26 protein-coding genes are annotated in these 21,117 nt (G+C 51.8%); all 26 read left to right on the top strand.

Features of this window, described 5'->3' with window-relative positions; genetic code table 11:
• Positions 1-1,739: hypothetical protein (locus ACW4YW_RS15430; RefSeq protein ID WP_457138371.1), on the top strand; the 1,739-nt coding region annotated here is incomplete at its 5' end.
• Between the two features lie 3 nt (positions 1,740-1,742).
• The gene (locus ACW4YW_RS15425) at positions 1,743-2,015 is read left to right on the top strand and encodes a hypothetical protein (protein WP_457138370.1); all 273 of its coding nucleotides are present in this window, start codon (positions 1,743-1,745) and stop codon (positions 2,013-2,015) included.
• A 77-nt stretch (positions 2,016-2,092) separates the two neighbouring features.
• Positions 2,093-2,806: a hypothetical protein gene (locus tag ACW4YW_RS15420; RefSeq protein ID WP_457138369.1), complete on the top strand. Its 714-nt coding sequence runs from the start codon at positions 2,093-2,095 to the stop codon at positions 2,804-2,806.
• Positions 2,807-2,819: 13 nt separating this feature from the next.
• Positions 2,820-3,095, top strand: a complete 276-nt coding sequence (locus ACW4YW_RS15415; RefSeq protein WP_457138368.1) for a hypothetical protein — start codon at positions 2,820-2,822, stop codon at positions 3,093-3,095.
• Between the two features lie 446 nt (positions 3,096-3,541).
• On the top strand, positions 3,542-4,048 hold the full coding sequence (locus tag ACW4YW_RS15410) for a hypothetical protein (RefSeq protein ID WP_457138367.1): 507 nt from the start codon (positions 3,542-3,544) through the stop codon (positions 4,046-4,048).
• Positions 4,049-4,058: 10 nt separating this feature from the next.
• A complete protein-coding gene (locus tag ACW4YW_RS15405) occupies positions 4,059-4,373 on the top strand; it encodes a metal-dependent hydrolase (RefSeq protein WP_457138366.1) in 315 nt (104 codons plus the stop codon).
• A gap of 346 nt (positions 4,374-4,719) precedes the next feature.
• Positions 4,720-5,031 (top strand): hypothetical protein, encoded by a 312-nt coding sequence (locus ACW4YW_RS15400; protein ID WP_457138365.1) that lies wholly within the window; start codon positions 4,720-4,722, stop codon positions 5,029-5,031.
• A gap of 27 nt (positions 5,032-5,058) precedes the next feature.
• Positions 5,059-5,610 carry a hypothetical protein gene (locus ACW4YW_RS15395; RefSeq protein WP_457138364.1) on the top strand — a complete coding sequence of 184 codons (552 nt, stop codon included), beginning with the start codon at positions 5,059-5,061 and terminating at the stop codon, positions 5,608-5,610.
• Positions 5,611-6,146: 536 nt separating this feature from the next.
• Positions 6,147-6,413 (top strand): flagellar biosynthesis protein FliQ, encoded by a 267-nt coding sequence (gene fliQ / locus ACW4YW_RS15390; protein WP_457138363.1) that lies wholly within the window; start codon positions 6,147-6,149, stop codon positions 6,411-6,413.
• Entirely contained in the window at positions 6,414-7,175 is a 762-nt protein-coding gene (locus ACW4YW_RS15385) for a flagellar biosynthetic protein FliR (RefSeq protein WP_457138362.1), read from the top strand. It abuts the gene before it with no gap.
• A 2-nt stretch (positions 7,176-7,177) separates the two neighbouring features.
• A complete protein-coding gene (flhB, locus tag ACW4YW_RS15380; RefSeq protein WP_457138361.1) occupies positions 7,178-8,263 on the top strand; it encodes a flagellar biosynthesis protein FlhB in 1,086 nt (361 codons plus the stop codon).
• Positions 8,263-10,296 (top strand): flagellar biosynthesis protein FlhA, encoded by a 2,034-nt coding sequence (gene flhA, locus ACW4YW_RS15375; protein ID WP_457138360.1) that lies wholly within the window; start codon positions 8,263-8,265, stop codon positions 10,294-10,296. The genes flhB and flhA overlap by 1 nt, the downstream gene beginning before the upstream one ends.
• Positions 10,293-11,477, top strand: a complete 1,185-nt coding sequence (locus ACW4YW_RS15370) for a hypothetical protein (protein ID WP_457138359.1) — start codon at positions 10,293-10,295, stop codon at positions 11,475-11,477. The genes flhA and ACW4YW_RS15370 overlap by 4 nt, the downstream gene beginning before the upstream one ends.
• A 2-nt stretch (positions 11,478-11,479) precedes the next feature.
• A complete protein-coding gene (locus tag ACW4YW_RS15365; RefSeq protein ID WP_457138358.1) occupies positions 11,480-11,758 on the top strand; it encodes an EscU/YscU/HrcU family type III secretion system export apparatus switch protein in 279 nt (92 codons plus the stop codon).
• Positions 11,751-12,479: a flagellar hook-basal body protein gene (locus ACW4YW_RS15360; protein ID WP_457138357.1), complete on the top strand. Its 729-nt coding sequence runs from the start codon at positions 11,751-11,753 to the stop codon at positions 12,477-12,479. The genes ACW4YW_RS15365 and ACW4YW_RS15360 overlap by 8 nt, the downstream gene beginning before the upstream one ends.
• Positions 12,480-12,494: 15 nt before the next feature.
• Positions 12,495-13,274, top strand: coding sequence for a flagellar basal-body rod protein FlgG (gene flgG, locus ACW4YW_RS15355; protein ID WP_457138356.1), 780 nt, complete (start codon positions 12,495-12,497; stop codon positions 13,272-13,274).
• The gene (locus ACW4YW_RS15350; protein WP_457138355.1) at positions 13,274-14,125 is read left to right on the top strand and encodes a flagella basal body P-ring formation protein FlgA; all 852 of its coding nucleotides are present in this window, start codon (positions 13,274-13,276) and stop codon (positions 14,123-14,125) included. The genes flgG and ACW4YW_RS15350 overlap by 1 nt, the downstream gene beginning before the upstream one ends.
• Positions 14,125-14,697: a flagellar basal body L-ring protein FlgH gene (locus ACW4YW_RS15345; RefSeq protein ID WP_457138354.1), complete on the top strand. Its 573-nt coding sequence runs from the start codon at positions 14,125-14,127 to the stop codon at positions 14,695-14,697. The genes ACW4YW_RS15350 and ACW4YW_RS15345 overlap by 1 nt, the downstream gene beginning before the upstream one ends.
• Complete coding sequence (locus tag ACW4YW_RS15340) at positions 14,697-15,830, top strand: flagellar basal body P-ring protein FlgI (protein ID WP_457138353.1); 1,134 nt, start codon at positions 14,697-14,699, stop codon at positions 15,828-15,830. Before ACW4YW_RS15345 ends, ACW4YW_RS15340 begins: the two co-directional genes overlap by 1 nt.
• A 53-nt stretch (positions 15,831-15,883) precedes the next feature.
• Positions 15,884-16,258, top strand: a complete 375-nt coding sequence (locus tag ACW4YW_RS15335) for a flagellar basal body rod protein FlgB (protein WP_457138352.1) — start codon at positions 15,884-15,886, stop codon at positions 16,256-16,258.
• Entirely contained in the window at positions 16,258-16,689 is a 432-nt protein-coding gene (gene flgC, locus ACW4YW_RS15330; RefSeq protein WP_457138351.1) for a flagellar basal body rod protein FlgC, read from the top strand. The genes ACW4YW_RS15335 and flgC overlap by 1 nt, the downstream gene beginning before the upstream one ends.
• A 1-nt stretch (position 16,690) precedes the next feature.
• Entirely contained in the window at positions 16,691-16,990 is a 300-nt protein-coding gene (fliE, locus tag ACW4YW_RS15325) for a flagellar hook-basal body complex protein FliE (RefSeq protein ID WP_457138350.1), read from the top strand.
• A gap of 17 nt (positions 16,991-17,007) precedes the next feature.
• Positions 17,008-18,459, top strand: a complete 1,452-nt coding sequence (gene fliF / locus ACW4YW_RS15320; protein ID WP_457138349.1) for a flagellar basal-body MS-ring/collar protein FliF — start codon at positions 17,008-17,010, stop codon at positions 18,457-18,459.
• On the top strand, positions 18,443-19,018 hold the full coding sequence (locus ACW4YW_RS15315; protein ID WP_457138348.1) for a hypothetical protein: 576 nt from the start codon (positions 18,443-18,445) through the stop codon (positions 19,016-19,018). Before fliF ends, ACW4YW_RS15315 begins: the two co-directional genes overlap by 17 nt.
• Positions 19,006-19,785, top strand: coding sequence for a FliH/SctL family protein (locus ACW4YW_RS15310; RefSeq protein ID WP_457138347.1), 780 nt, complete (start codon positions 19,006-19,008; stop codon positions 19,783-19,785). Before ACW4YW_RS15315 ends, ACW4YW_RS15310 begins: the two co-directional genes overlap by 13 nt.
• Entirely contained in the window at positions 19,772-21,112 is a 1,341-nt protein-coding gene (locus tag ACW4YW_RS15305) for a FliI/YscN family ATPase (protein WP_457138346.1), read from the top strand. The genes ACW4YW_RS15310 and ACW4YW_RS15305 overlap by 14 nt, the downstream gene beginning before the upstream one ends.
• Positions 21,113-21,117: the final 5 nt, after the last annotated feature.

The following is a 21,117-nucleotide window of genomic DNA, read 5'->3' as shown; positions in this document are numbered from 1 at the left end:
ATAGCTCCACCTTCCGTCCCTACAGTGCAGGGGAAGCCATTGGGGATACCAGCCCAACCTTGCCGACGGCACCAGTGCCTTATGTCAAGAAGAAAAAGGGCAAGTGCGGGGGGATGGGCGGCATTATTGTCATGGTGGTCGCAGTGGCAGTGAGCGCCATGACCGGCGGGATTGGTGGCGTCATGCTCGGCAACCTGGCCGGACAACTCACTGGCAACCTGCTTGGCGTACAGAAAGGATTCGACTTCAGAAGCTTTGCCACCGCGGCCATCACGGCCGGCATTACCCAAGGTTTGGGCATTGGGGGCAGTGCTGGCGCGGCAGGCACCACCATCAGCTATGGCAAGATTGCGGCTGATGCCATGATCACCAACGTCGTTGGTCAAGCCGTGGGCAACATCACAGGGGCACAGAAAGGCTTTAGTTGGGCCAGTGTGGCGGCTTCTGCAGTCGGCGCAACCGCTGGCGCCTATATAGGCAGCAAAGTCGGTGCAGGACTGAGCACGACCACCACCAACAGCAATGGTGTAAAAACCACCTCATTGAGCCAGACCGGCAGCTTCATCACCGCCGTTTCACAGGGCGCTGCCTCCAGTGTAGCAAGCCAACTCACGCAAATCGGCCTGGATGGCAAAGGCAAGATGAGCTGGGCCAACGTGGCCGTGAGCGCCGTTGGTGCAGGGGTGGGTGCGTGGGCTGGGTACAATGATCCCAAGGATGGAGGAAAGGTAACGCCTGTTGCACAAGCCCCAAGCCAGCGGCCTGAAAGTTATTGGTCTGCGACGGCTAGCGCATTAACAGATACTCCAATCTATGAGCAACGCGAACCATTGCCTACCAATGCAGTAACAGCTTCTCGCTACGACGCTGTAACAGAATTGGTCAACCAAACCGCTATCAACCTGAATCTATCCAACACTACAGTTAGCACCCTGCCGAGTTATGAGGCCTTCAAGCTGGACCATCCACGCTACACCGGTGCTGTAAATATCGGACGTAACCTGCTGCAAGGCATCACTGCTCCTGTCAGTGGTGCCATGACACTCATCGGTGATGGGAAAGCCTACCTGACAGGACAACAGCGTTCAGTGATCAGTGGCCAGTTCTATCCAGAGAACAGCTTGGTCAAAGGCTTCCAGACCGAAGGGCTCGGCTACCTTGGCACCCTGGCAAAAGAGACTGCCATTGGGACGGTACGTGGGCCAAGAGACTTGGCACATGGGCTATATCATGGCAATGCCGATGAGATCGGTAGTGGCGGTGCTACAATTCTAGGACTTGCTGGCGTGGCTGTGGTGGGCAGGGTGCGAGGAACAGCAAATAGTATTAACCCGACTGGGTTACGTACATCTGCGGTTATTTCATCTGAGCGCGCAGAAGCCTTTCTAATAAAGAATGGTTTTTCCGCCGCACGTGCCAAAGACTATCTCGATTCGTTCGATGGCCCAATTAATGCGCGACTCATTCGCTCTGGTGAAGATTGGTCTAGATATACGGATGTTGCAAATAGTAAAGGCAACTTTTTGACTAAGGCCCAGTTTTCTACCCCAGATGAAGCCGTAAAAGGATTATATCTTCTTCCCGAGTTCAACAATAATGCGACGTTGGTTCAAAGGGTTTCCTCGACTAGCCGAAGTATTGTATTAGAGGGGGCAGTAAAAAATGGTGGAAACGGTATTAAGCAAACCCTCATTATTGATCTCGACAAATTTTACTTTGGTACAGGAAAGGGATATTAATTAATGAAAAAAACAAGAGACCAGTTGATTGTGGAGATTGACGTATTGCTCGCCAGAACACAATTGCCGCTAACAACAGAAGATATACAAAATGGGTGGACTCTAGCTGCACAACAGTCAGCAATCAAATTTCTAGAAAAACTCCGACCACAAGTAGATTCAGAAGAGCAACTTCCCCCCATGAATCTAGCCCGTGCACTTGATTCATGGGGGGTCGTGTCCGGTGACTTACTTAATGGCTATGCAGAGCTATCAAATGGATTGCGCGACCTGTAGTATCGAATCAAAGGGGTACCTCAGTCTGACCCCTTTGATTGCGTATTGTAGGAGGTTTAGTCTCTATCCCTTATGCAATGTTTGATTCGGTAGATGCTGCGGTTGTAGTACAAAATAGGATCAATAATGGATTGGGATATGATTTAAGAACGCAAGGGGCACAAAGCATCACGAACAAACTCAGTCCCTATGCCAATAAAATCAGCAATGGCTTGCAAGCGATGCAGCGCGCTTCGGAGGCTAAGATTGGACTTGGCGCAACTGCCATTCTATTTGGCACTGCACAGGCTGGACTTGAGATTACCGGTGTGGTTGGCGGGGTTGCCGGGGTGAAAAATGCTGCAGAGGCGTTGATGCATACAATAGAGCGTAATGCAGCGGCAGCTAATATTCGACAAGCTCGTAATTTACTTCGAGAGGCTAATGCTTCACTTCAATCTCGTAATCAAATTATTCGCTCCTTTGATTTAGAGACGTTTAGGATTAAAACTTTATCATCGGAAATTACAGCCTATCGTTATTTTGATGATACTAAAGCTGCGATACGTGGACGGTATGTGACTACAGACATGATTACTAATCAGACAGATAGGATACAAAATCTTGCTTTGATGAGAAACTCAGCCACTCGAGTTGCTGAAGTTAGTTTGCCAGAGGGTAGTGTTGTCTTTACAGGTCGTGCTGCTTCTCAGCCAAATTTTGGACCAGGTTTAACAGGAGGAGGTAATCAATTGTTTTTAACTGGATCTTTAAGTAATTATAATTTCCGTGAAGTTTTTTTACCGAGATAAGAGATAGTAAACGATGGAAAAACTAATACAATCTGTTGATATTCTCTTGAAAAAAATAACATCAAAAAAAGTTGAGAAAGAAAGTTTAGAATGGTATTTGATTAATAATCTAAATGACTATAGAACATTGTTGATTAACAATCCATCACTAATCGAACTTGAAAATGCAACGCGTGCTTTAATTCGTTTTTGTACAGAAAGTATTGATTGGGACAGTACTTTATATAAGGATTGTTCTGAGATTACAACATTGGGAATGAGATCAGCGAAAGATACTAGTTCTAGATAAGCTCGTAGGGCGTACTCGCTTGCAGTGCGCCGCATGCAAATCAAAGGGGTCAGACTCGAGTGATCGTACGATGCATATGTCCTATCAATATTCTATCTCTCATGCAGAGGCACACATTTCCAGTCTGATACCTTTATTCTGATTTATCAATCGAGTCTGACCCTTTTGATTGCATCTTAGTAGTAATCCAGTGGCTTCAACTTAGGTATATAATACAAGCCAAGAATCAATAGTTCGATCGGCGGGAAAACAATTGGAATCTAATATAAAATAAGGAAAAATACCTTTATTAGCCATTAAAAACGAAATGGCATTTTGGACAAAAGAAAATTTAGATAATTTTAAGTGGTTATCTCCCGTAAATTCAATTAAAAAGAGTGGAATAGATTATTTATATACTATAAAAAATGATGATAAAAGAAATAAGATATTTTATAGTGGTAGTTATGTTAACTATACTAAGTGGATGTGAAAGGCACTTGGAAAATGATAGTTTGTCTCCGGCGGAAAAAGTTGCTTTGTTTAAATCTGTTAGGTTAGGTGATATTCAACTACTCGATAAATCTTTAAAAGCTGGGATCTCCCCTAATTTATATTCTAGTGATCTAGGATATCTTATTACATCATCTATATACTCTAACAATAGTGATGCATTGAAACTATTAATTTCTTATGGTGTAGATGTCAATCCAAAAAAGAAAAATATCGTTCCTCCCCTTATTGATGCGTTACTTATTTTAAATTGTTCCAAGACACTAGTTCTTCTTCAGGCTGGATCTAGAGTGAATGTTAAATTAACTGCCAATAAAGCTGCTGAAGCTGCACTGAGTGATACTTATAAAAACAAGAATGCAAAAGAATTGTATCAAATGAATAAAAGCGATTTGCTTGCTTCAGGTCGGTGGGATAATGAAAAAGAGTGTTGGCTAAAGGTTGAGAAGTACCTGCATTAGGATGTAATTCATGTTTATTGCACATGCACCTGCAGGATATATCATGGCAACTATGATATCTAACCGGATAGAGCACATCCCTGCATCTGTTCGTGCAATCATAATTGCAAGCATCATTGGTTCGATCGCTCCAGATTTTGATCTTTCCTATTTTTACCTGATCGATCACAGGCAAATCCATCACCATCAATACTTCATGCATTGGCCAATAATTTGGTTTTTGGGAGTAATAGCATCAGCCTTTTGGATAGTCCTTTCAGTAAATAAAAGATATCCATTTCTTGTATTGGTTTTCTTTCTAGGCGGCATGGCATGTTGCATATGATACTTGAAGTATTGTTGGCGATATCTGGTGGTTGGCGCCATTTGTAGATAAATCTTATGCAATGTTCACTGTTCCCATTTTATTTCAACCTTGGTGGCTAAACTTCATACTGTATTGGTCATTTGGTATGGAAATCATCATTATATTGTGGGCATTTTTTTTATATAGAACGCGTGGGAATGTAAAATAAAATTATTGGAGTTTCTCATATAATTAAGGCTAGTTCTCTTTAATTATCTTGAAAAAATTACCATCTTCACCACCTACAACGGCAGCGGCGTGCAGGGCTACATTCGCACCACCACCTACGACGCCGATAGCCGCATCATGAAAGAAGAAGGCACTGATGGCCCGTTCACCCAAATCAAAGGGGTCAGACCCCTTTGATTTCGTGACCCCTTTTATTTCAAAGTTTGAGACCTTCTTGGGAAGTACGGCAAGTGCGACTTATGGCACGGTTGGATTGGGAGCGTCGGTTTCAGTTGGTGCTATATCATTATCTTGGGCAGGGCCGTATGGAGCAATTGCAGGTGGCATTATAGGCGGAGGTATTTTTCTTTGGGAGTACGAATTTAATGGTGGCTCTGATTATGTGCAGTCTACATATACAAATGGGATTTTAAAGTTTAATGGTAAAGAGTATGTGCAAAATAGATAATTTTCCGCTTTAAAATGAGAGCATTTAATGCCTAAACTATTTAAATTATTTTTAGTGGTATTTGGAATTTCATGCTGGATTATTCCAATATCTGTTTCAATTTCTTTTATCTATCAAGATAAGTATTTAACGGAAATGATTGTAAGTTATGGAGTCTTATTTTTAATATATATATGTTTTGTGATATTCCAGCATAGATTTGAAAAGAATGAGACTAAGTCTTTTTTTCAGAGACTTTCAACGGGGAGGAAGTTGGCTTTTGTAGTATCTAGTCTTATTTTTCCCATACTAGTTGGTAGGGGATTGTCACTTGCAACTCCAATTGCTTCTGATTTCCTAGCCTCAGAGTTTGCAATACATGAATATAAATTGATAAGAGTAGAACCTTATGCAAAAACCTTTAGGAACTTAAGTAAATTGTATGTGGTTGACATAAATAATAATGAAACCTCTTTTGTTTTAAAGAATGAAATGTTAGATCAACTCAGTTTGCGTGTAAGCGATAAGTTAATCACGAGAGGAAGAAGTTGTATTGCAGGTTTTGTCATAGATAATATTAATGGTGTTGAGCGTAAGTAACGGTAATATCCCCAAAATCAACGGGGTCGGACTCGATTGATCGTACAATACATATGTCCTATCAATATTCTATCTCTCATGTAGAGGCACACATTGCCAGTCTGACACCTTTAATCCTGATTGATCAATCGAGTCTGTCCCTTTGATTGTTTGAATGGCGCCACCAGTAGTGCGGACTTCGACCAGAACTACGAACCGCTCAGCCCGACCTATTCTGGGTTCACGGCTACTGCGTACCCCGTGCACAATGGAGACACCCTGCAAAGCATTGCCCGCAACGTCTGGGGTGATGCGGCGATGTGGTTCCTGATTGCGGATGCCAATGGTTTGGCTCCTGGCCAAGCTCTAAACATAAAGAGAATAACGGATGTAAAAATTTGTTAAAAAATAAGTTGTATTTTTAGCATTTTTCTTCTACGATTAACCAGAGATAGGAATTATTATCAAATTAATAAATATTATTTAACAATTTTGTTAAATAATAAAAATACATAATAGTTAAGTTCGAACATTATTGTTATATCGGGGAGTTCTGCGTGACTGGGGATGTGGCACTGCAATTGGTCTCACATATGTTGTGGACCGGCTTGATGTTGATTGCGCCTTTGCTGTTGATCGTGATGGTGGTGGGCATTGTAGTCAGCGTGTTCCAAGTGGTGACCCAGATCCAGGAAATGTCACTTTCCTTTATTCCCAAAATCATTACGGTAGTGTTGGTGCTCCAGATATTCGGTCCCTGGATGCTCAAGCTGCTGGTCAATTATTCCTCTTCCGTCATCACGGATATTCCGGGTTATTTCTAGATGACTGGCGCAGTGTTTTTTACCTGGATTTTCGGCGTGCTGCTTGTGTCCACACGGCTGAGCGTTCTATTCATTTCAGCGCCGGTGTTCGGGAGCGTACCTGTACCTGCCAGGGCCAAGATCATTTTGATAGTAGGGTTGGCTGCCGGACTGGCGTCTACAGTCAATATACCTTCGATGTCCGGTTTCAATCCCGAGTGGCTGATATCGGCAATGCTTTCGGAATTGCTGATAGGGGCCGCCATGGCCGCCGCCTTGTTTGCCGGCTTTGGCGCGTTTCATTTCGGCGGACGCTTGCTGGATTTCCAGTCTGGCTATGGAATTGCGAGCCTGGTCGACCTTGCTACACGCAATAATGCTCCCTTGATTGGCAGCCTGCTTACCATGTTGGCGGTATTGGTGTTCTTCCTGGTGGACGGCCACTTGGCCATGCTCAAGGTATTGCAGTTGTCTTTCACGGCGTTCCCCATTGGGGCTGGCATTGCCAAACTGGATATAGGGTTGCTGATCGCCTATTTCGGATCGTGTTTCGTATTCGGCTTTGCCATTGTGGCGCCTGTGGTGTTGTGCCTGTTCCTGGTGGATATGGGGATGGCATTCATGTCTCGCACCATGCCGCAGATGAATGTGTTTGTGATGTCCCTGGGGTTGAAGGTTTTGGTGGGATGGGTGGTGCTTGCCATTGCCGTGCCATTTTCCGGCGGGTTGGTGCGGTCGGTGTTTGAATCGATCTTCAATGTCTGGAACAAGGTGTTGGGTTAGACATGGCTGAGCAAGATCAAGACCGGAACGAAGCGGCCACGCCTTTCAAGCTGGAAGAGGCGCGCAAGAAAGGCTCGGTGCCCAAAAGCCTGGACGTCAATTCATGGGTGATTCTTGGTGCCGGGTTGCTTGCCTTGTATATCTGGGGCGGAAAAATGTTGGATGCGGAGATGAACCTGGCAAGCCAGATACTTTCCCATTCGCATCATGCCTCGTTTGAGCTCAATGAGCTGATCGAGTATGTCACGAGTAGCGTGCAACGGGCTTTGCTGATATTGGCACCGTTGTTCTTGTCGGTGATGTGTTTCGGCGCCTTGGCCAACTTCCTACAGATCGGACCTGTCTTCTCGTTCTTCCCATTGAAGCCGGATTGGAACCGCATTAATCCCGTTGCCGGTTTCAAGCGGATGTTCTCAATGCGGCTGTTGATCGAGTCCGTCAAGACGGTGCTCAAGTTCCTGTTGCTGGGAAGTGTGCTTTACCTGGTGCTGGGGTCTTCCATTTCCCATTTGCTGATGGCGTTCCATGTATCCCCGGTGGCAACAGGGCGCTTTCTCATTCCGGAAATGACCAGGATGCTGTTTTACATGTTCCTGGTGTTGACCTTTGTCGCATTGATCGATTTGGTGTTCAGCCGCTGGGATTTTGCAAAGCGCATGCGGATGAGCCGGCGCGATATCAAGGATGAGCATAAGCGCCGCGAAGGCGATCCGCGTCTCAAGTCGAGGCTGCGCGAGCTGCAACGGGAAGCGGTGAAACGGGCAAAAAGCCTGAGCCGGGTGAAGGATGCGGATGTGCTGATCACCAATCCGACCCATCTCGCGATTGCTATTCAATATAACCGCGATGTTATCGATGCCCCACTGGTGATTGCCAAGGGGGCCGGCTTCCTGGCGAGCAGGATGAAATCCCTGGCGCGCAAGCACAAGGTACCCCTGGTGGAAAACCGTCCGCTGGCCAGGGCCTTGTTCCACAAGGTGCAACTGGAGCAGGCCGTGCCGGCAGAATATTTTGGAATTGTCGCCAAAATTCTCTTCTGGGCATATTCGATCCGTGGCGTGCGGTTGCCTGCGCGGAGGTCTGTCTGATGAATGCCTTGCGCCGGGTGTTCGGCAATCATTCCGATGTGTTGATGATCGTAGGGGTGCTGGGCATCCTGGTGGTGCTGTTTACGCCTATTTCCTCGCGATTGCTCGATTTCCTGCTGCTGGCGAACCTGAGTTTCGCCTTGCTGATCTTGTTGCTGACATTCTATGTCACCAAGCCGGTGGATTTCTCCACCTTTCCTCCCATGCTACTAATCGCAACCTTGTTCCGGCTATCCCTGAATATTGCCGCTACAAGGCTGATCTTGAGCAATGGCGATGCGGGCAAGGTGATCGGGGCAATCGGCTCGTTTGTCGTGCAGAACAATTATGTAATCGGCCTGGTCGTGTTCCTGATCCTGGTGGTGGTGCAGTATGTGGTGGTGACCAATGGCGCCCAGCGCGTGGCTGAAGTAGCTGCGCGCTTTACCTTGGATAGCATGCCAGGCCAGCAGATGAGTATCGATGCCGACCTCAACATGGGGTTCATCGACCAGGCGGAAGCGCAGCGGCGGCGCAAGAATATTGAGAAGGAAGCCAATTTCTACGGCGCCATGGACGGTGCCAGCAAGTTCGTGAAGGGGGATGCGATTGCCGGCATCATCATTATGCTCATCAATATCCTGGGCGGGCTTGCCGTCGGTGTGATGCAGATGGGAATGAGCTGGGGCGAGGCGGCGCAAACCTTTACCTTGCTCACGATTGGCGACGGTATTGTGACGCAGGTGCCTGCATTGGTGATCGCAGTGGGCACCGGGATCATCGTGACGAGGTCTGGTACGGATAATCGCTTGAGCAGCGAAGTTGCCGCCCAGATTTCCGCTTACCCCAAGGTATTGCTGCTCGTGATGGCTGCCTTGTTCGGCATTGGCTTATTGCCGGGCATGCCTATCCTGCCTTTACTGGTCATTGTGTGCACATTTGGCGTGGTTGCCTATTTCGTGAAAAACAGCCATGCGCAGAAAGACCAGAAGGCCGATGCGGTTGAAGACGCTGAAGAAGAAACCCTGGAAGAGCTGCTCACCGTCGATCCTGTCGAGGTGAAGGTGGGGCAGGGCTTGATCGACTTGGTCAATGCAGACGATGCCGGGCTGGTCGATAGGATTGCCGCGTTTCGTAAGCAGTATGCCCTGGAAGCCGGCTTCATCATGCCCAAACTCAAAATCCGGGATGATAAAAGGTTGAACCCGCTCGTCTACCAGGTGGCGATTTTCGGGGTGAATGCGGGCGAGGCGGAGTTGGTGCCCGACCGCGTGTTGGCGATACATCCGTCGGGCAACATCAAGCAGCTGGATGGCGTGGAAACTAAGGACCCGACCTATGGCTTGCCTGCCGTATGGATTCCGCATGAACAAAAAGCCGCTGCGCGCAGCAAAGGCTTTACGATAGTCGATCCGCTGACGGTGTTCGTCACACACCTGACCGAGCTGCTCAGGCGCAACGCTGCGAATTTGCTGACGCGTTCTGAAACCGGCTTGCTGGTCGAGCGGGTTCGGGAACAGAACGCCGGCCTGGTGGAAGAACTGGTTCCTGCAGTCCTGTCCCAGGTCGAAATCCAGAAAGTGTTGCAAAACCTGCTGAAAGAGAAGGTTTCCATCCGTAACCTCGAGGCGATTTTTGAGGTATTGGCGGATGCAGGGCGGCAGACCAAGCAGGCAGAAGTCTTGACGGAAATCGTGCGCAACCGGCTTGGCCCCGCGATTTGCCAATCCTTGGCGGGTAATCGCCCAGAATTGTCGGTGTTGACCCTGGACCCGCTCATTGAGCAAAAGATTGCGGATGCGATCCATCGGACGGATGAAGCCACGCGACTGGTGCTGGACCCCAGGTTTACCGAGCAGGTGATGGGCAAGCTCGCGTCGCAGGTGGAGGAAATGCTGAAAAGCAATTTTTCCCCCGTCCTGCTGTGCGCACCTGAGCTCAGGCGGCACCTGCGCAGCATCACCGAGCGTGTGCTGCCCCATCTTGCCGTCGTTTCGATGGGCGAGGTGCCTACCACCATACGCTTACATTCTTTCGGGGTGGTCAAGCTGTGAAGACATTGCCCCTAAATCCTGTCGGCATAGGCAATCGCGAGTTCAATACCGCGACGCAGACGATTCATGCTGCCGAAAAGGAACAATGGCTGCAATCCCTTACCAACGGGCAGATCATCAAGGGGCGCATTCTCCGGCAGTATTCCGAAGGCCGTTACGGCGTCAGTTTTGCCGGACAGGAACGTATCGTCGATTCCGCCATTCCCTTGTCCGTGGGCGATGTGCTGCAAGGCAAGGTAGTGGGCGTATCGGAAAACTCCGTGTCGATCCGCTTGTTATCAGGCCGCGCGGAGCAGCAGCCTCATGCCAGGGAGCAGGGCGGGATGGGGCAGCCAGTCCATGATGTGCTGGAGCAGGCCAAGGCAAGCCTGAATAGTGTCCAGCGACTGGCAATCCAGGAAATCGCCGCCAAGTTTACCGCCCCCGACAATGCAATCCAGGCCGGGATTTTCCTCGCCAAGCTGGGCTTGCCTGTATCCCGGCAAGCGGTCGAGATGGTGCTCAAGAAGCTGCAAGCTGATTTGCCTTTGGCATCTGTTGAACCATCGGATGAGTTGCCCGAGTTGTCGTTTGCCGCACTAGGCGTGGAACCGCCTGAGCAAGTGGTCTCGGATTCACAGGTGATCGATACGCTACAGAATTTCTTCATTCAGCATTGGCAGCAGCAGGTATCGTTGCGCGGCGCAGGCCGTGACGATGACAAGTTTGGATTATCCGCCGAGACGGGGGGCGAAGGGGCTGACCAAAGGGACCAACCCGCTTTATTCAGCATTTTCAATACGCAGACGGGTGCCAATGTCCTTCACCGGCTACATGCCCTGCCGGTGATGATTGATGGACAGTTGCGCGAGTTCGACCTGGCATTGTTTGACCAACAGGATTCCTCCTCTCATGAAGAGGTAAGCAGCCGCCGGATTCAATTCAACCTGCAGACGGAGTTTGGACTGGTCGCCCTGGATGCACGCATCGTCAACCAGCATGTGAGTTTGCAGATAGCGGCACAATCGTCGCAGATGGTCGAGATGCTGGATGGTCATGTGGACGCGTTGAAAGACAACCTGAAAGAGGCGGGCTGGAGCCTGGGGCATATGGAAAACCAGCTTGATGCTGTGATGCATCAGCCTGCCAGGCAGATAGTTGAGCATGTGTTGGCGCAGGATAGTCTCCGTATGGTGATATAGCAGTGCCCAAGAAAGCGGTTGGTATTGCATATGAGCCGGGCAAGGGCTTGCCAAGGGTGATCCTCAAGGCTACAGGCGAACAGGCTGAGCAAGTGATTTCGGAGTTTGAGCGGCAGAGGCCTGCTCACCGGGTGGTGGAGAACGAGGCTCTGGCGAGCGGATTGTTCCGCCTGCCGATGGATGGGGAAATATCGGCAGATCTTTATCAATTGGTGGCATTGCTGTTGGTGCATGTGTATTCGATAGAAGCGAAATTGAAGGATGGAATGAAACATGATTGATCCGGTGAGTTTGACAGCCTTGAGCATGCAGCATGATCTGCAGCGCATGAGCGTGGTCGCCAACAATGCTGCCAATGCGCTGACCACTGGGTTCAAGCGCGAGTACCTCGTGGTCTCGGGGCAAATGGATGCAAGCCTGGCGCCGGTGACGGCCCCCGATGCAACAGCGACCTTGGCGCCATTGCTGAGGTCCATGACGGACCAGCGTGCCGGCGTTGCGAAGCAGACAGGCGGCGCATTGGATATCGCCTTGCTGGGGGAGGGATATTTTGAAATCCAGACGGCGAATGGGCTGGCGTATAGCAGGCAAGGGAATTTCAGGCTGGATGAGTTCGGCAGGCTGATGACGCAGAGAGGGGATGCCGTCATGGGCACTTCCGGCGAGATTGTGCTGATGTCGCCTAATCCAACCATAGACCGTACCGGCAAGATTTTTGAGGATGGCAAGCAGGTGGCGCAGTTGAAGATCGTGAGTTTCGATGCTGGCCAGCCATTGACCAATATCGGTGGCGGTTTGGCGATCAGCGAGACGAATGCGATTCCGCACCTTGTTTCGCAGCCGCGTCTTGCCCAGGGGCAACTGGAAAGCTCGAATGTCGATTCAACCATGGAAATGGTCCGCATGATGGAAACCTTCAGACATTTTGAAAGCAGCCAGCGGGTGCTCCAGGCATACGATGAAATGAACGACAAGACACTGCGCAATCTTGGGCAATTTTAATTCTCGGGGAATGGAATGATTGATTCTTTATATATAGGCGCGACAGGGATGCAGGCACAGCAGCTCCATGTCGATGCCATCGCCAATAACCTCGCCAACGTCAATACGACTGGCTTCAAGAAAAACCGGATTTCCTTCGAGGATGCGTTCTACCAGGCCGCAGGCTCTGTGTGGAGTACGGCCAATCAGGCACCCGATGCGGTGATTCTCGGCATGGGCACCTTGGTGAGCGCCAATGCCAAATCGTTTACGCAAGGCGACCCGAAGTCCACGGAAAACCCGCTGGATGTCGCGATCCGCGGCAATGGGTTTTTCGAGGTGATATTGCCCGACGGTTCTTCCGCCTATACGCGCAGCGGGTCTTTCAAGGTGAATGCGGATGGCTTGCTGGGAACCGCGCAAGGCTATGAGCTCAAGCAGCAAATACAGGTGCCTGCTGATATGACGGATATCGTGATCGATACGCAAGGCAAGGTGTCGGTCAAGACGTCAACCAGCAGCGACTGGAGCGAAGTGGGGCAGCTGGAACTGGCCGCGTTTGCCAATCCTGAGGCGCTGCAGCCGTTGGGCGAAGGGCTGTACCTGGCATCGGACAAGGCGGGGCTGCCTTTGGTCGGCCGTCCGGGAGAGGATGGTCTGGGCAGCCTGGCGCAAGGATACTTGGAGTCCTCCAACGTCAAGCTGGCCGAGGAAATGGTCAATCTGGTGTTGGCGCAACGTGCATACGAACTGAATGCCAAGATCATTCAAGCCTCTGACGAAATGCTGTCGATCAGCAACAACCTGAGGCGCTGATGCTGCGATTCGTTTCCGTCATCCTCGTATCACTGGCGACGTCACCGTTGATGGCCGCTGACGAGGTGTATATTGAATTGCGACGCCAGGCCACCGTGGAACGGCCTGAAGTGGCAGTTCAAGAAATCGCCAATGTGGTTGCCGCCGATCCAGGCAAGCGCGACATTGAAGGCTTGCGCCTGAAGCTGGAAAGCATGGTGGCTTCGCAACGTCTGGCGCGTGAAGATATTGAAGCTGCCTTGGTCAAGCGATTTTCCTGGTGGCGTGGCAAGGTTGCATGGGGAGGCGCATCGCATGTCGAGATTGTCGCCAAGAAACGCAAAATCTCACTGGATAGCGGGATAGCCCAAGCAAGGCAGTGGCTGCAGGACGAGGTTGGCTCGAAATACGAATATCCGGTTGAGTATCGGCTGACGTCAAGAAGTGTGGACATCGATGTGCCTGCAGGAAAGGTGAGCCAATTGCCGGCGACTCAAGAGTTCAGAATGACCGGCAACAGGATGGAGTTGCCGCTGGATATCTATGTGGATGATCAATGGGTGGCAAGGTGTCAGTTACAGTTTGCTTTGTCTCCGTTGCGCCCCGTGAATAGGCTGGAATCACTTCAAGGTCAACCCAGCCCGCTAGCGCTGGATAAGCGCGAGCCAGTGGAACTATTGCACCAAGTCGGGGTGAGCAAGCACCAGATCGTCAAAGTGCTCATGCATCAAGGCAGTATCAACATTGAAACAGAAGGGCAGGCCGAGCGTGATGCAAAAGTCGGTGAAACGCTGATGGTCAAGCGTTTGGATGGCCCCGAGTTATTTCTGGCGCAGGTGGTGGAGCCTGGCATCGTGATGGTGAAAGAGTGATGAAGAAAGCAATAATCATGACGGCCCTGTTGCTCGGGGTGATGTCCCAGGCGGCTGCGGAGAGCTTATATAAACCGGAAACCTACCGCGCCTTGACTTCGGACAGACGGGCGTACCGGGTGGGGGATATCCTCACGGTGCTTGTCGTCGAGAACTCCAGCGCTTCTGCGACCTCGGGAACCAGCACGGACAAGGGAAACGACACTGGAATCCGTTTTCTGTCGCCTAACAGCCAGAAGAATTATTCCCTGGGGATAAACGAGAGTTTTGACGGGGGAGGGCGCATTGCGCGCACGGGCAGGTTGCTGGCGCAAATTTCCGTGACCGTGACTGCGATCGACAATACCGGCGACTTAAAGATCAAGGGCGAGCAGCTGATCGAAATCAATGGCGAGAAGCAGTCGATCAACCTTGAAGGCCGCGTCAGGCCGCGCGATATCGATGAGCAGAATACTGTGCTTTCCAACCGTATTGCCGAAGCCAAGCTGACTTATGTTGGCGACGGTGTGCTGGCGGAAAGCCAGCACAAGGGCTGGCTTTCGAGGTTGATTTCTTTATTGGGGTTGCTGTAATGGCGTTGCTCGGTCTCAAGAAGTTTGCTGTCGGCATATTGCTGCTATCACTGTCTGCCGGTGTCGGTGCTGCGGTGCCGGACACGATCCGGCTGAAAGAGCTGGGAAAGTTTGAGGGATGGCGCGAGAACCACCTGGTCGGGTTCGGGATCGTGACAGGTTTGGCTGGCACTGGGGATTCCCCGCGTAGCCGCGCAACCCGGCAGTCGCTCGCCAACTTCATGTCAAACTTTGATGTCATGTTGACCACGGACCAGATCAATAGCCGAAATGTCGCCATCGTGAGCCTGATGGCCCAGCTTCCACCGATCACCCATCAAGGAGACAAGGTGGATGTCATCGTGACGTCATTGGGCGATGCAAGAAGCCTGGTGGGCGGAACGCTGCTGCTGGCGCCATTGAAGGGCCCGGACGGCAAGGTCTATGCGCTGGCCCAGGGAGCCATTTCCGTGGGCGGTTACCGGTATGATCAAAACGGCAACATCGCCCAGAAGAACCATGCCACAGGCGGGGTGATCCCCGGCGGCGCCCAGGCGGAGCAGGATATTTTTTCCTCGCCATTGCGTGATGACGGCACGATGGATTTCGTGCTGGAAAGCCCGGATTACACCACGATAGAGCGAGTCGCCAAGGCCATCAACCTGACGTTCAAGCAAACGCTGGCTTCGGTGAGGGACTCCAGCGCCGTCAGGGTTGCCATTCCTCCAGGGCAGCTAGCCAACCCATCCGCCTTCATGTCCGCGCTTGAAACGATTGAGGTGAAGCCGGACCAGCGTGCCAGAGTGGTCATCAATGAGCGTACCGGCACCATCATCGCGGGAGGGGACGTCAAGATATCCAAAGTCACTGTCGCCCACGGCGATTTGAAGGTGTCGGTGCTGACGAATTATTTCGTTTCGCAGCCGCAGATCATCGGGCGCGCAGGGCCTAACATCCGCACACAGGTTGTTCCTAATACGCAGATCAATGTGAACGAAGATCAGGGTGGGATGGTGGAATTACCGGACGCAAGCAGCGTGGGGGACCTGGTGGTCGCGTTGAACAAAATCAAGGTCAGCACGCGTGACATCATTGCCATCTTGCAGGGGATCAAGACGGCTGGCGCACTGCATGCAGATTTGATATTGCAATGATTTACTGCAGTTTTTAGTACATGAGTCATGATTGATCATTCAAGGGGGGAAGTATGGATTTGGGAATCGGAGGCCTGACCTCCAGCGTCATCGGGATGGCGCTGGATGGCCTGTCGCTCAGGCACGAGGCCATTGCCAGCAATATTGCCAATATCAATACGGCAGGGTATCGGCCCATCAAGGTCGGGTTTGAAGATCAGCTGGCGAGCGTGGTTGCCGCTGCGAGAAGTAATCCTGCAGTTGCCGTATCCGTCATCACGCCTAATGTCGGGCACGAGGCGGTTACGAACCCGGCATCCAGCGCCATGCGGTTGGACATGAATACCGTATTGCTCAACCAGAATACCTTGCAATACCAGGCATTGATCAGCGGGCTGGATAAGTACATGAGCACGATCGCCCTGGCAACCAATGACGGGAGGCGTTAATGGATTTTAGTCACTCATCCACGATCAGCGCGGCAGGGATGGACGTGGAGCGGACCCGCCTGGACGTCGCGGCGATGAATCTTGCCAACGTGCATACTTCGCGCGCGTCTTACGGCGGGCCGTTTCGTCCCTTGCGTGTCGTGAGTACGACGGCGCCGGTGTTTTCCCAATCATTGGCGAATGCCGGGCACTCCATGCTGCAGATTCCGTCCGCGCATGTGCAGCAAACCTACGCCGCGCCAAGGTTGGTCTATGAGCCCGGTCATCCTGATGCCAATACCAAAGGGTTTGTCGCCTATCCTGCCATCGACAATGTCAGCGAGATGGTCAACTTGATGACGGCGGTCAGGACATATGAAGCCAACGTGGTGGCGATGAATGCGGCAAAATCCATGGCGCTGAAGGCTCTGGACATCGGAAGGGGAACATAAGGTGGCAATCGAAAGTATTTCATCCATCTCTTCGCTGGAGCAGGCTGGTTTGTCCTCAGTCATGCCAGGCAGCGGCAGCCAGCAAGCGTTCTCTACGCAGTTGTTGGCCGAGTTCAACCAGGTCAACCAGAAAATGCTGCACGCCGAAGCAAGCTTGCAGGATTTTGCCGCCGGCAAGTCCGGCAATATTCATCATGTGATGTTGGCATTGGAAGATGCCAAGTTGTCATTCCAGTTGTTGGCCCAGGTGCGTAATAAGTTGCTTGAAGGCTATCAAGAAGTTCTGCGGATGCAGATATAAGTGAGTCGAGGTTTATTTTGCTGGATCAGTTGAAAAATCAATGGCAGCAGTCTTCATTGGCAAAGCGTTTTGTCGTATTGCTCGGGTTGCTCGCAGTGGTTGGATTGTTGGCGGGCGGCACCTATTGGTCGTTCAAGGAAGACTACCAGGTATTGTTTTCTGACTTGAATGGCCAGGATGCGTCTGCGATGGTGACCGAACTCGACCGGTTGAAAGTGCCGTATCAGCTCGCAGATGACGGCGCCACCATTCTGGTTGAGGCGAGTGAGGTTTACAAGACCAGGTTGAAGTTGATGGGCAAGGGGCTCAACCTCAATGGCTCGGTCGGGTTCGAGATATTCAACAACTCCGAATTCGGCATGACTGAATTTGCGCAGAAGGTGAATTACCAACGTGCATTGCAGGGCGAGCTGGCAAGAACCATCATGGCGTTTGACGAGGTCAAGGCGGCCAGGGTGCATCTGGTATTGCCCGAATCCGGACTGTTCCGCCGTCAGAATTCAAAACCCAAAGCCTCGGTCAGCATACATCTCAAGGACGGCAATATGCTCTCGCCAGAGCAGGTGTTTGGAATACAGCGCCTGGTGGCGGCCTCCGTTGCGGAGATCACGCCGGCGGAGGTGACGGTCGTTGACCACCACGGTGTTGCCGTGACGAAACAGCTAGTAGGGCCTCAGGCCGAGGCTGCCCTGCACGAACGCCTCGATATCAAGAAGCAGCTTGAAGACTACATGGCGCGCAAGGTCGTGAATGTCGTTGACCGCGTCTTCGGACCGGGTAAGGCCATCGTGAGCGTGGATGTCGCATTGAATTACGACCAGGTCAAGGTGACGCGAGAGGACGTGGTGCCTTTGCCAGAAACCTCGGGGCAAGAGGTCGGTGCCATTGTCAGGCGCAAGGAAAGCATTCAGGGCGAAGAGCAATGGGATAGCGTCAACAATATCCAGACGCAGGAAAGAGCCAACAGGTGGATGCCCAATTCGACGCAGACGGAGGTCGAATATCTCAACAGCAAGCGGGTGGAGCAGGTACTGTCCGCCCCCGGTAACGTTGCGCGGTTGAATGTCGGTGTACTGGTGCCGGAAACCGAAGACAAGGTCAAACTGGCGAAACTGAAAGAGATGATCTCCATGGTGGCAGGCATTGATGCCAGCAGGGGCGATGGCGTGGTGGTGTACGGTGTCGACATGATGCAGGCGCAAGCACTCCCTGAAAGCACAAATAACGTCGGCGGAAGTGATGCCGAAGAATGGGCTGGGCAAGAGGCTTTACAGAAGCAGGAAGTTGCGGCTGGCGCGATTAGTTCCATCAAGGTTTGGCAATGGATAGCCGGGTTGGTGGTGATACTGCTGGCGGGGATTGCCTTGATGCAATCCAGAAAACCACAGAAATCCAGGTTGACCGCCGCCCAGAGGTCGCAGCTATTGGCCGAGCTGAATGAATGGGTCAATCATGCAAGGCAGCCTTGATATGGCGGGTCCGATGGATGCTTCCCGCAGGCTGGTCCTGAAGCTGCATACCCTGCATGAGGAAGACAGGGCGTGGCTGCTGGGCCAATTGCCGCAAGAGGAGCGTATCGAGCTCCAGGCGTTGCTCAATGAGTTGAGCGAGCTGGGTATTCAACTCGAGCCTGAGGATATTGAACAGATTTACTCCCAGCCGGTGGCGAAAACGCAAGCAGAGTTAGAAGCTGATGCGGCGGATATCCAGGTGATCAACCGCGCCACGCTATCTCAAATCGATATCGTATTTGACGGCGAGCCAGCGGTATTGATGCACCACCTGCTGGCAATGTATCCATGGACATGGAAGGGCGATTGGCAGGAGCGCCGGCGCGAGATGGGTCTCTCGCCCGATACCAAGGCTGTTCAGCCTACTCAGGCAGTACAACGTGCCTTGCTCAAGGCTGTTGCTGAACAATTACGAAGCCAGGAGCTGCTGTTTGAACAGCCTTCCCTGGTCAGCACACAGCAATCTTTGCAGGCAAATGGCTCCGAATGGAAAAGGTTTCTGCCATGGGCGCAGTAGTCAAATCGCCGCGCTTGACTGAGGTGGCGGAGCTGGTTTCTCCGTTTGAGCCCGCATCACCGCAAAGCATAGAACAACCTCCTTTGGCTCCCCAGGAAGCCGAAAATGTATTGAGCTCGTCAACCGTCGCGATTCCTGCAGCAGTGTCTGGGGACGCGGCCCAGGAGTTGGTTGGAGAGGCGCATCGGCAGTCACAACATGCGGTTGAACTTGCGGGGGCGCCAGTAGAGTTGCGTGCCATTTCTCCAGAGAAGCTGGCGGAGCTTGGGGAGGATGCGCGGCAGGAGGGGTTCAGGAAAGGATATGAAGAAGGCAAGGCCTTGGCTCAGGATGAGTTCGCTGCCGGTCTGAAAGCCTTGGGCGCATTGCTTGATGCTGGCAATGCCTCACTCAGTGAGGTTGTGGGCAAGCAGCATGGATTGATTGCATCGATTATTTTTGAGGCCGTCTGCAAAATCATCGGCGAGAAACTCAGCTCGCAGGACAAATGCAAGGAAGTATTGGAGCACCTGATGCGCGGGTTGCAGGAGGGCGAAGTTGCATGCTTGCAGATATCCGAGCGTGATTTCCAGGCCATCAAGTCCTCCGGGTTGTTGCAGGAGGATGCGCTATTGTCGTCAATCAAGCTCGAACCCAGCAGTGAAGTCGTATTGGGCGGCTGCATCGTCAAGCTGCATGACGGCTTGATCGATGCGCGCATCGAGACGCAGCTGACCCAGCTGGCGCAGACGCTCACGGAAATGGCGAGGCTGGATGAACGCCATTAGCCAAGCATGGGGCAATTACCTCGAACGCCTGCATCATCAGGACTTTTGCGTGTCTACTGGACGCGTGACGAAAGTCAGCAGCCTGGTGATTGAGGCGTCGGGCGTCCGGGGCTTTATTGGGGATTTATGCCGGATACAGAATCCGGCACGCCGTTCTGCCCCGTGCATTGCGGAGGTGGTGGGACTGCGCGGTAAAACGACCCTGCTGATGCCCTATGGAGAGACGAAAGGCATCAGTCTGGACAGCGAGGTATTGGCTTTGGGCAATGCAGCGACTGTCAAGGTAGGCAATGGCCTCATGGGCCGTGTCATCGATCCGTTCGGAAAGCCGCTCGATTCCAACCCCCTATACCTTACCGATACCGTGCCGCTGCGAGGTGCCGCCCACAATCCATTGGATAGGGCACCTATCATTGAGGTGCTGGAAACCGGCATCCAGGCGATTGATACTTTCCTGCCACTGGGCAAAGGGCAGCGGGTCGGCATCTTTGCGGGGAGCGGCGTAGGTAAAACTACCCTGCTGGGCATGATTGCAAAACATTCGACGGCAGAAGTCAACGTGATAGCGCTGATTGGCGAGCGCGGCCGCGAAGTGCGGGATTTCCTCGATCACACACTGGATAGCGAAACCCTGACCCGTTCGATCGTGGTGGTCGCCACTTCCGACCAGCCTGCCCTGGTGAGGGAGCTGGCCGCGCATACGGCCACTGCCATTGCAGAATACTTTTGCGCGCAATCAAAACAAGTGCTGTTGATCATGGACTCGGTCACGAGGTTTGCCATGGCCCACCGCGAAATCGGCCTGGCGGCAGGCGAGCCCGCAACGGCGCGCGGATATACGCCGTCCGCCTTTGCAGCATTGCCCAAGCTGCTGGAGCGTGCGGGCAATTTTACGAACAAGGGCTCGATTACGGGCATATATACCGTGTTGGTGGAAGGGGATGACCTGCATGAGCCTGTTTCCGACAACATGCGGGCTATCCTGGATGGGCATATCGTGTTGTCGCGCGAACTTGCGAACCACGGGCATTACCCGGCAATAGATCTACTGGCCAGCATCAGCCGCCTGTCATCCGAACTCTGGAGCGATGCCGAGCGTCAGCTGATCCGTAAGCTGTTGCGCCTGATGAGCGTATATGCCCGCCACCAGGATATGATTGAGATCGGCGCCTACAAGACAGGTTCCAACGCAGAGCTGGACCAGGCCATCCTCTTGTATCCATTGATGGAAAAATTCTTGGCTCAGGACGTCGATGCCATTCAGCCCAGGACACAGCAATTCAGGCAGTTGGCAGTGATTGCCGAGCAAGTGGGAATAGGCCGCTAAAGCAT

It is taken from the genome of Methylobacillus pratensis, assembly GCF_054072455.1.
The sequence above is the reverse complement of the archived record's forward strand: the minus strand, read 5'-3'. Positions and strand labels throughout refer to the sequence as shown.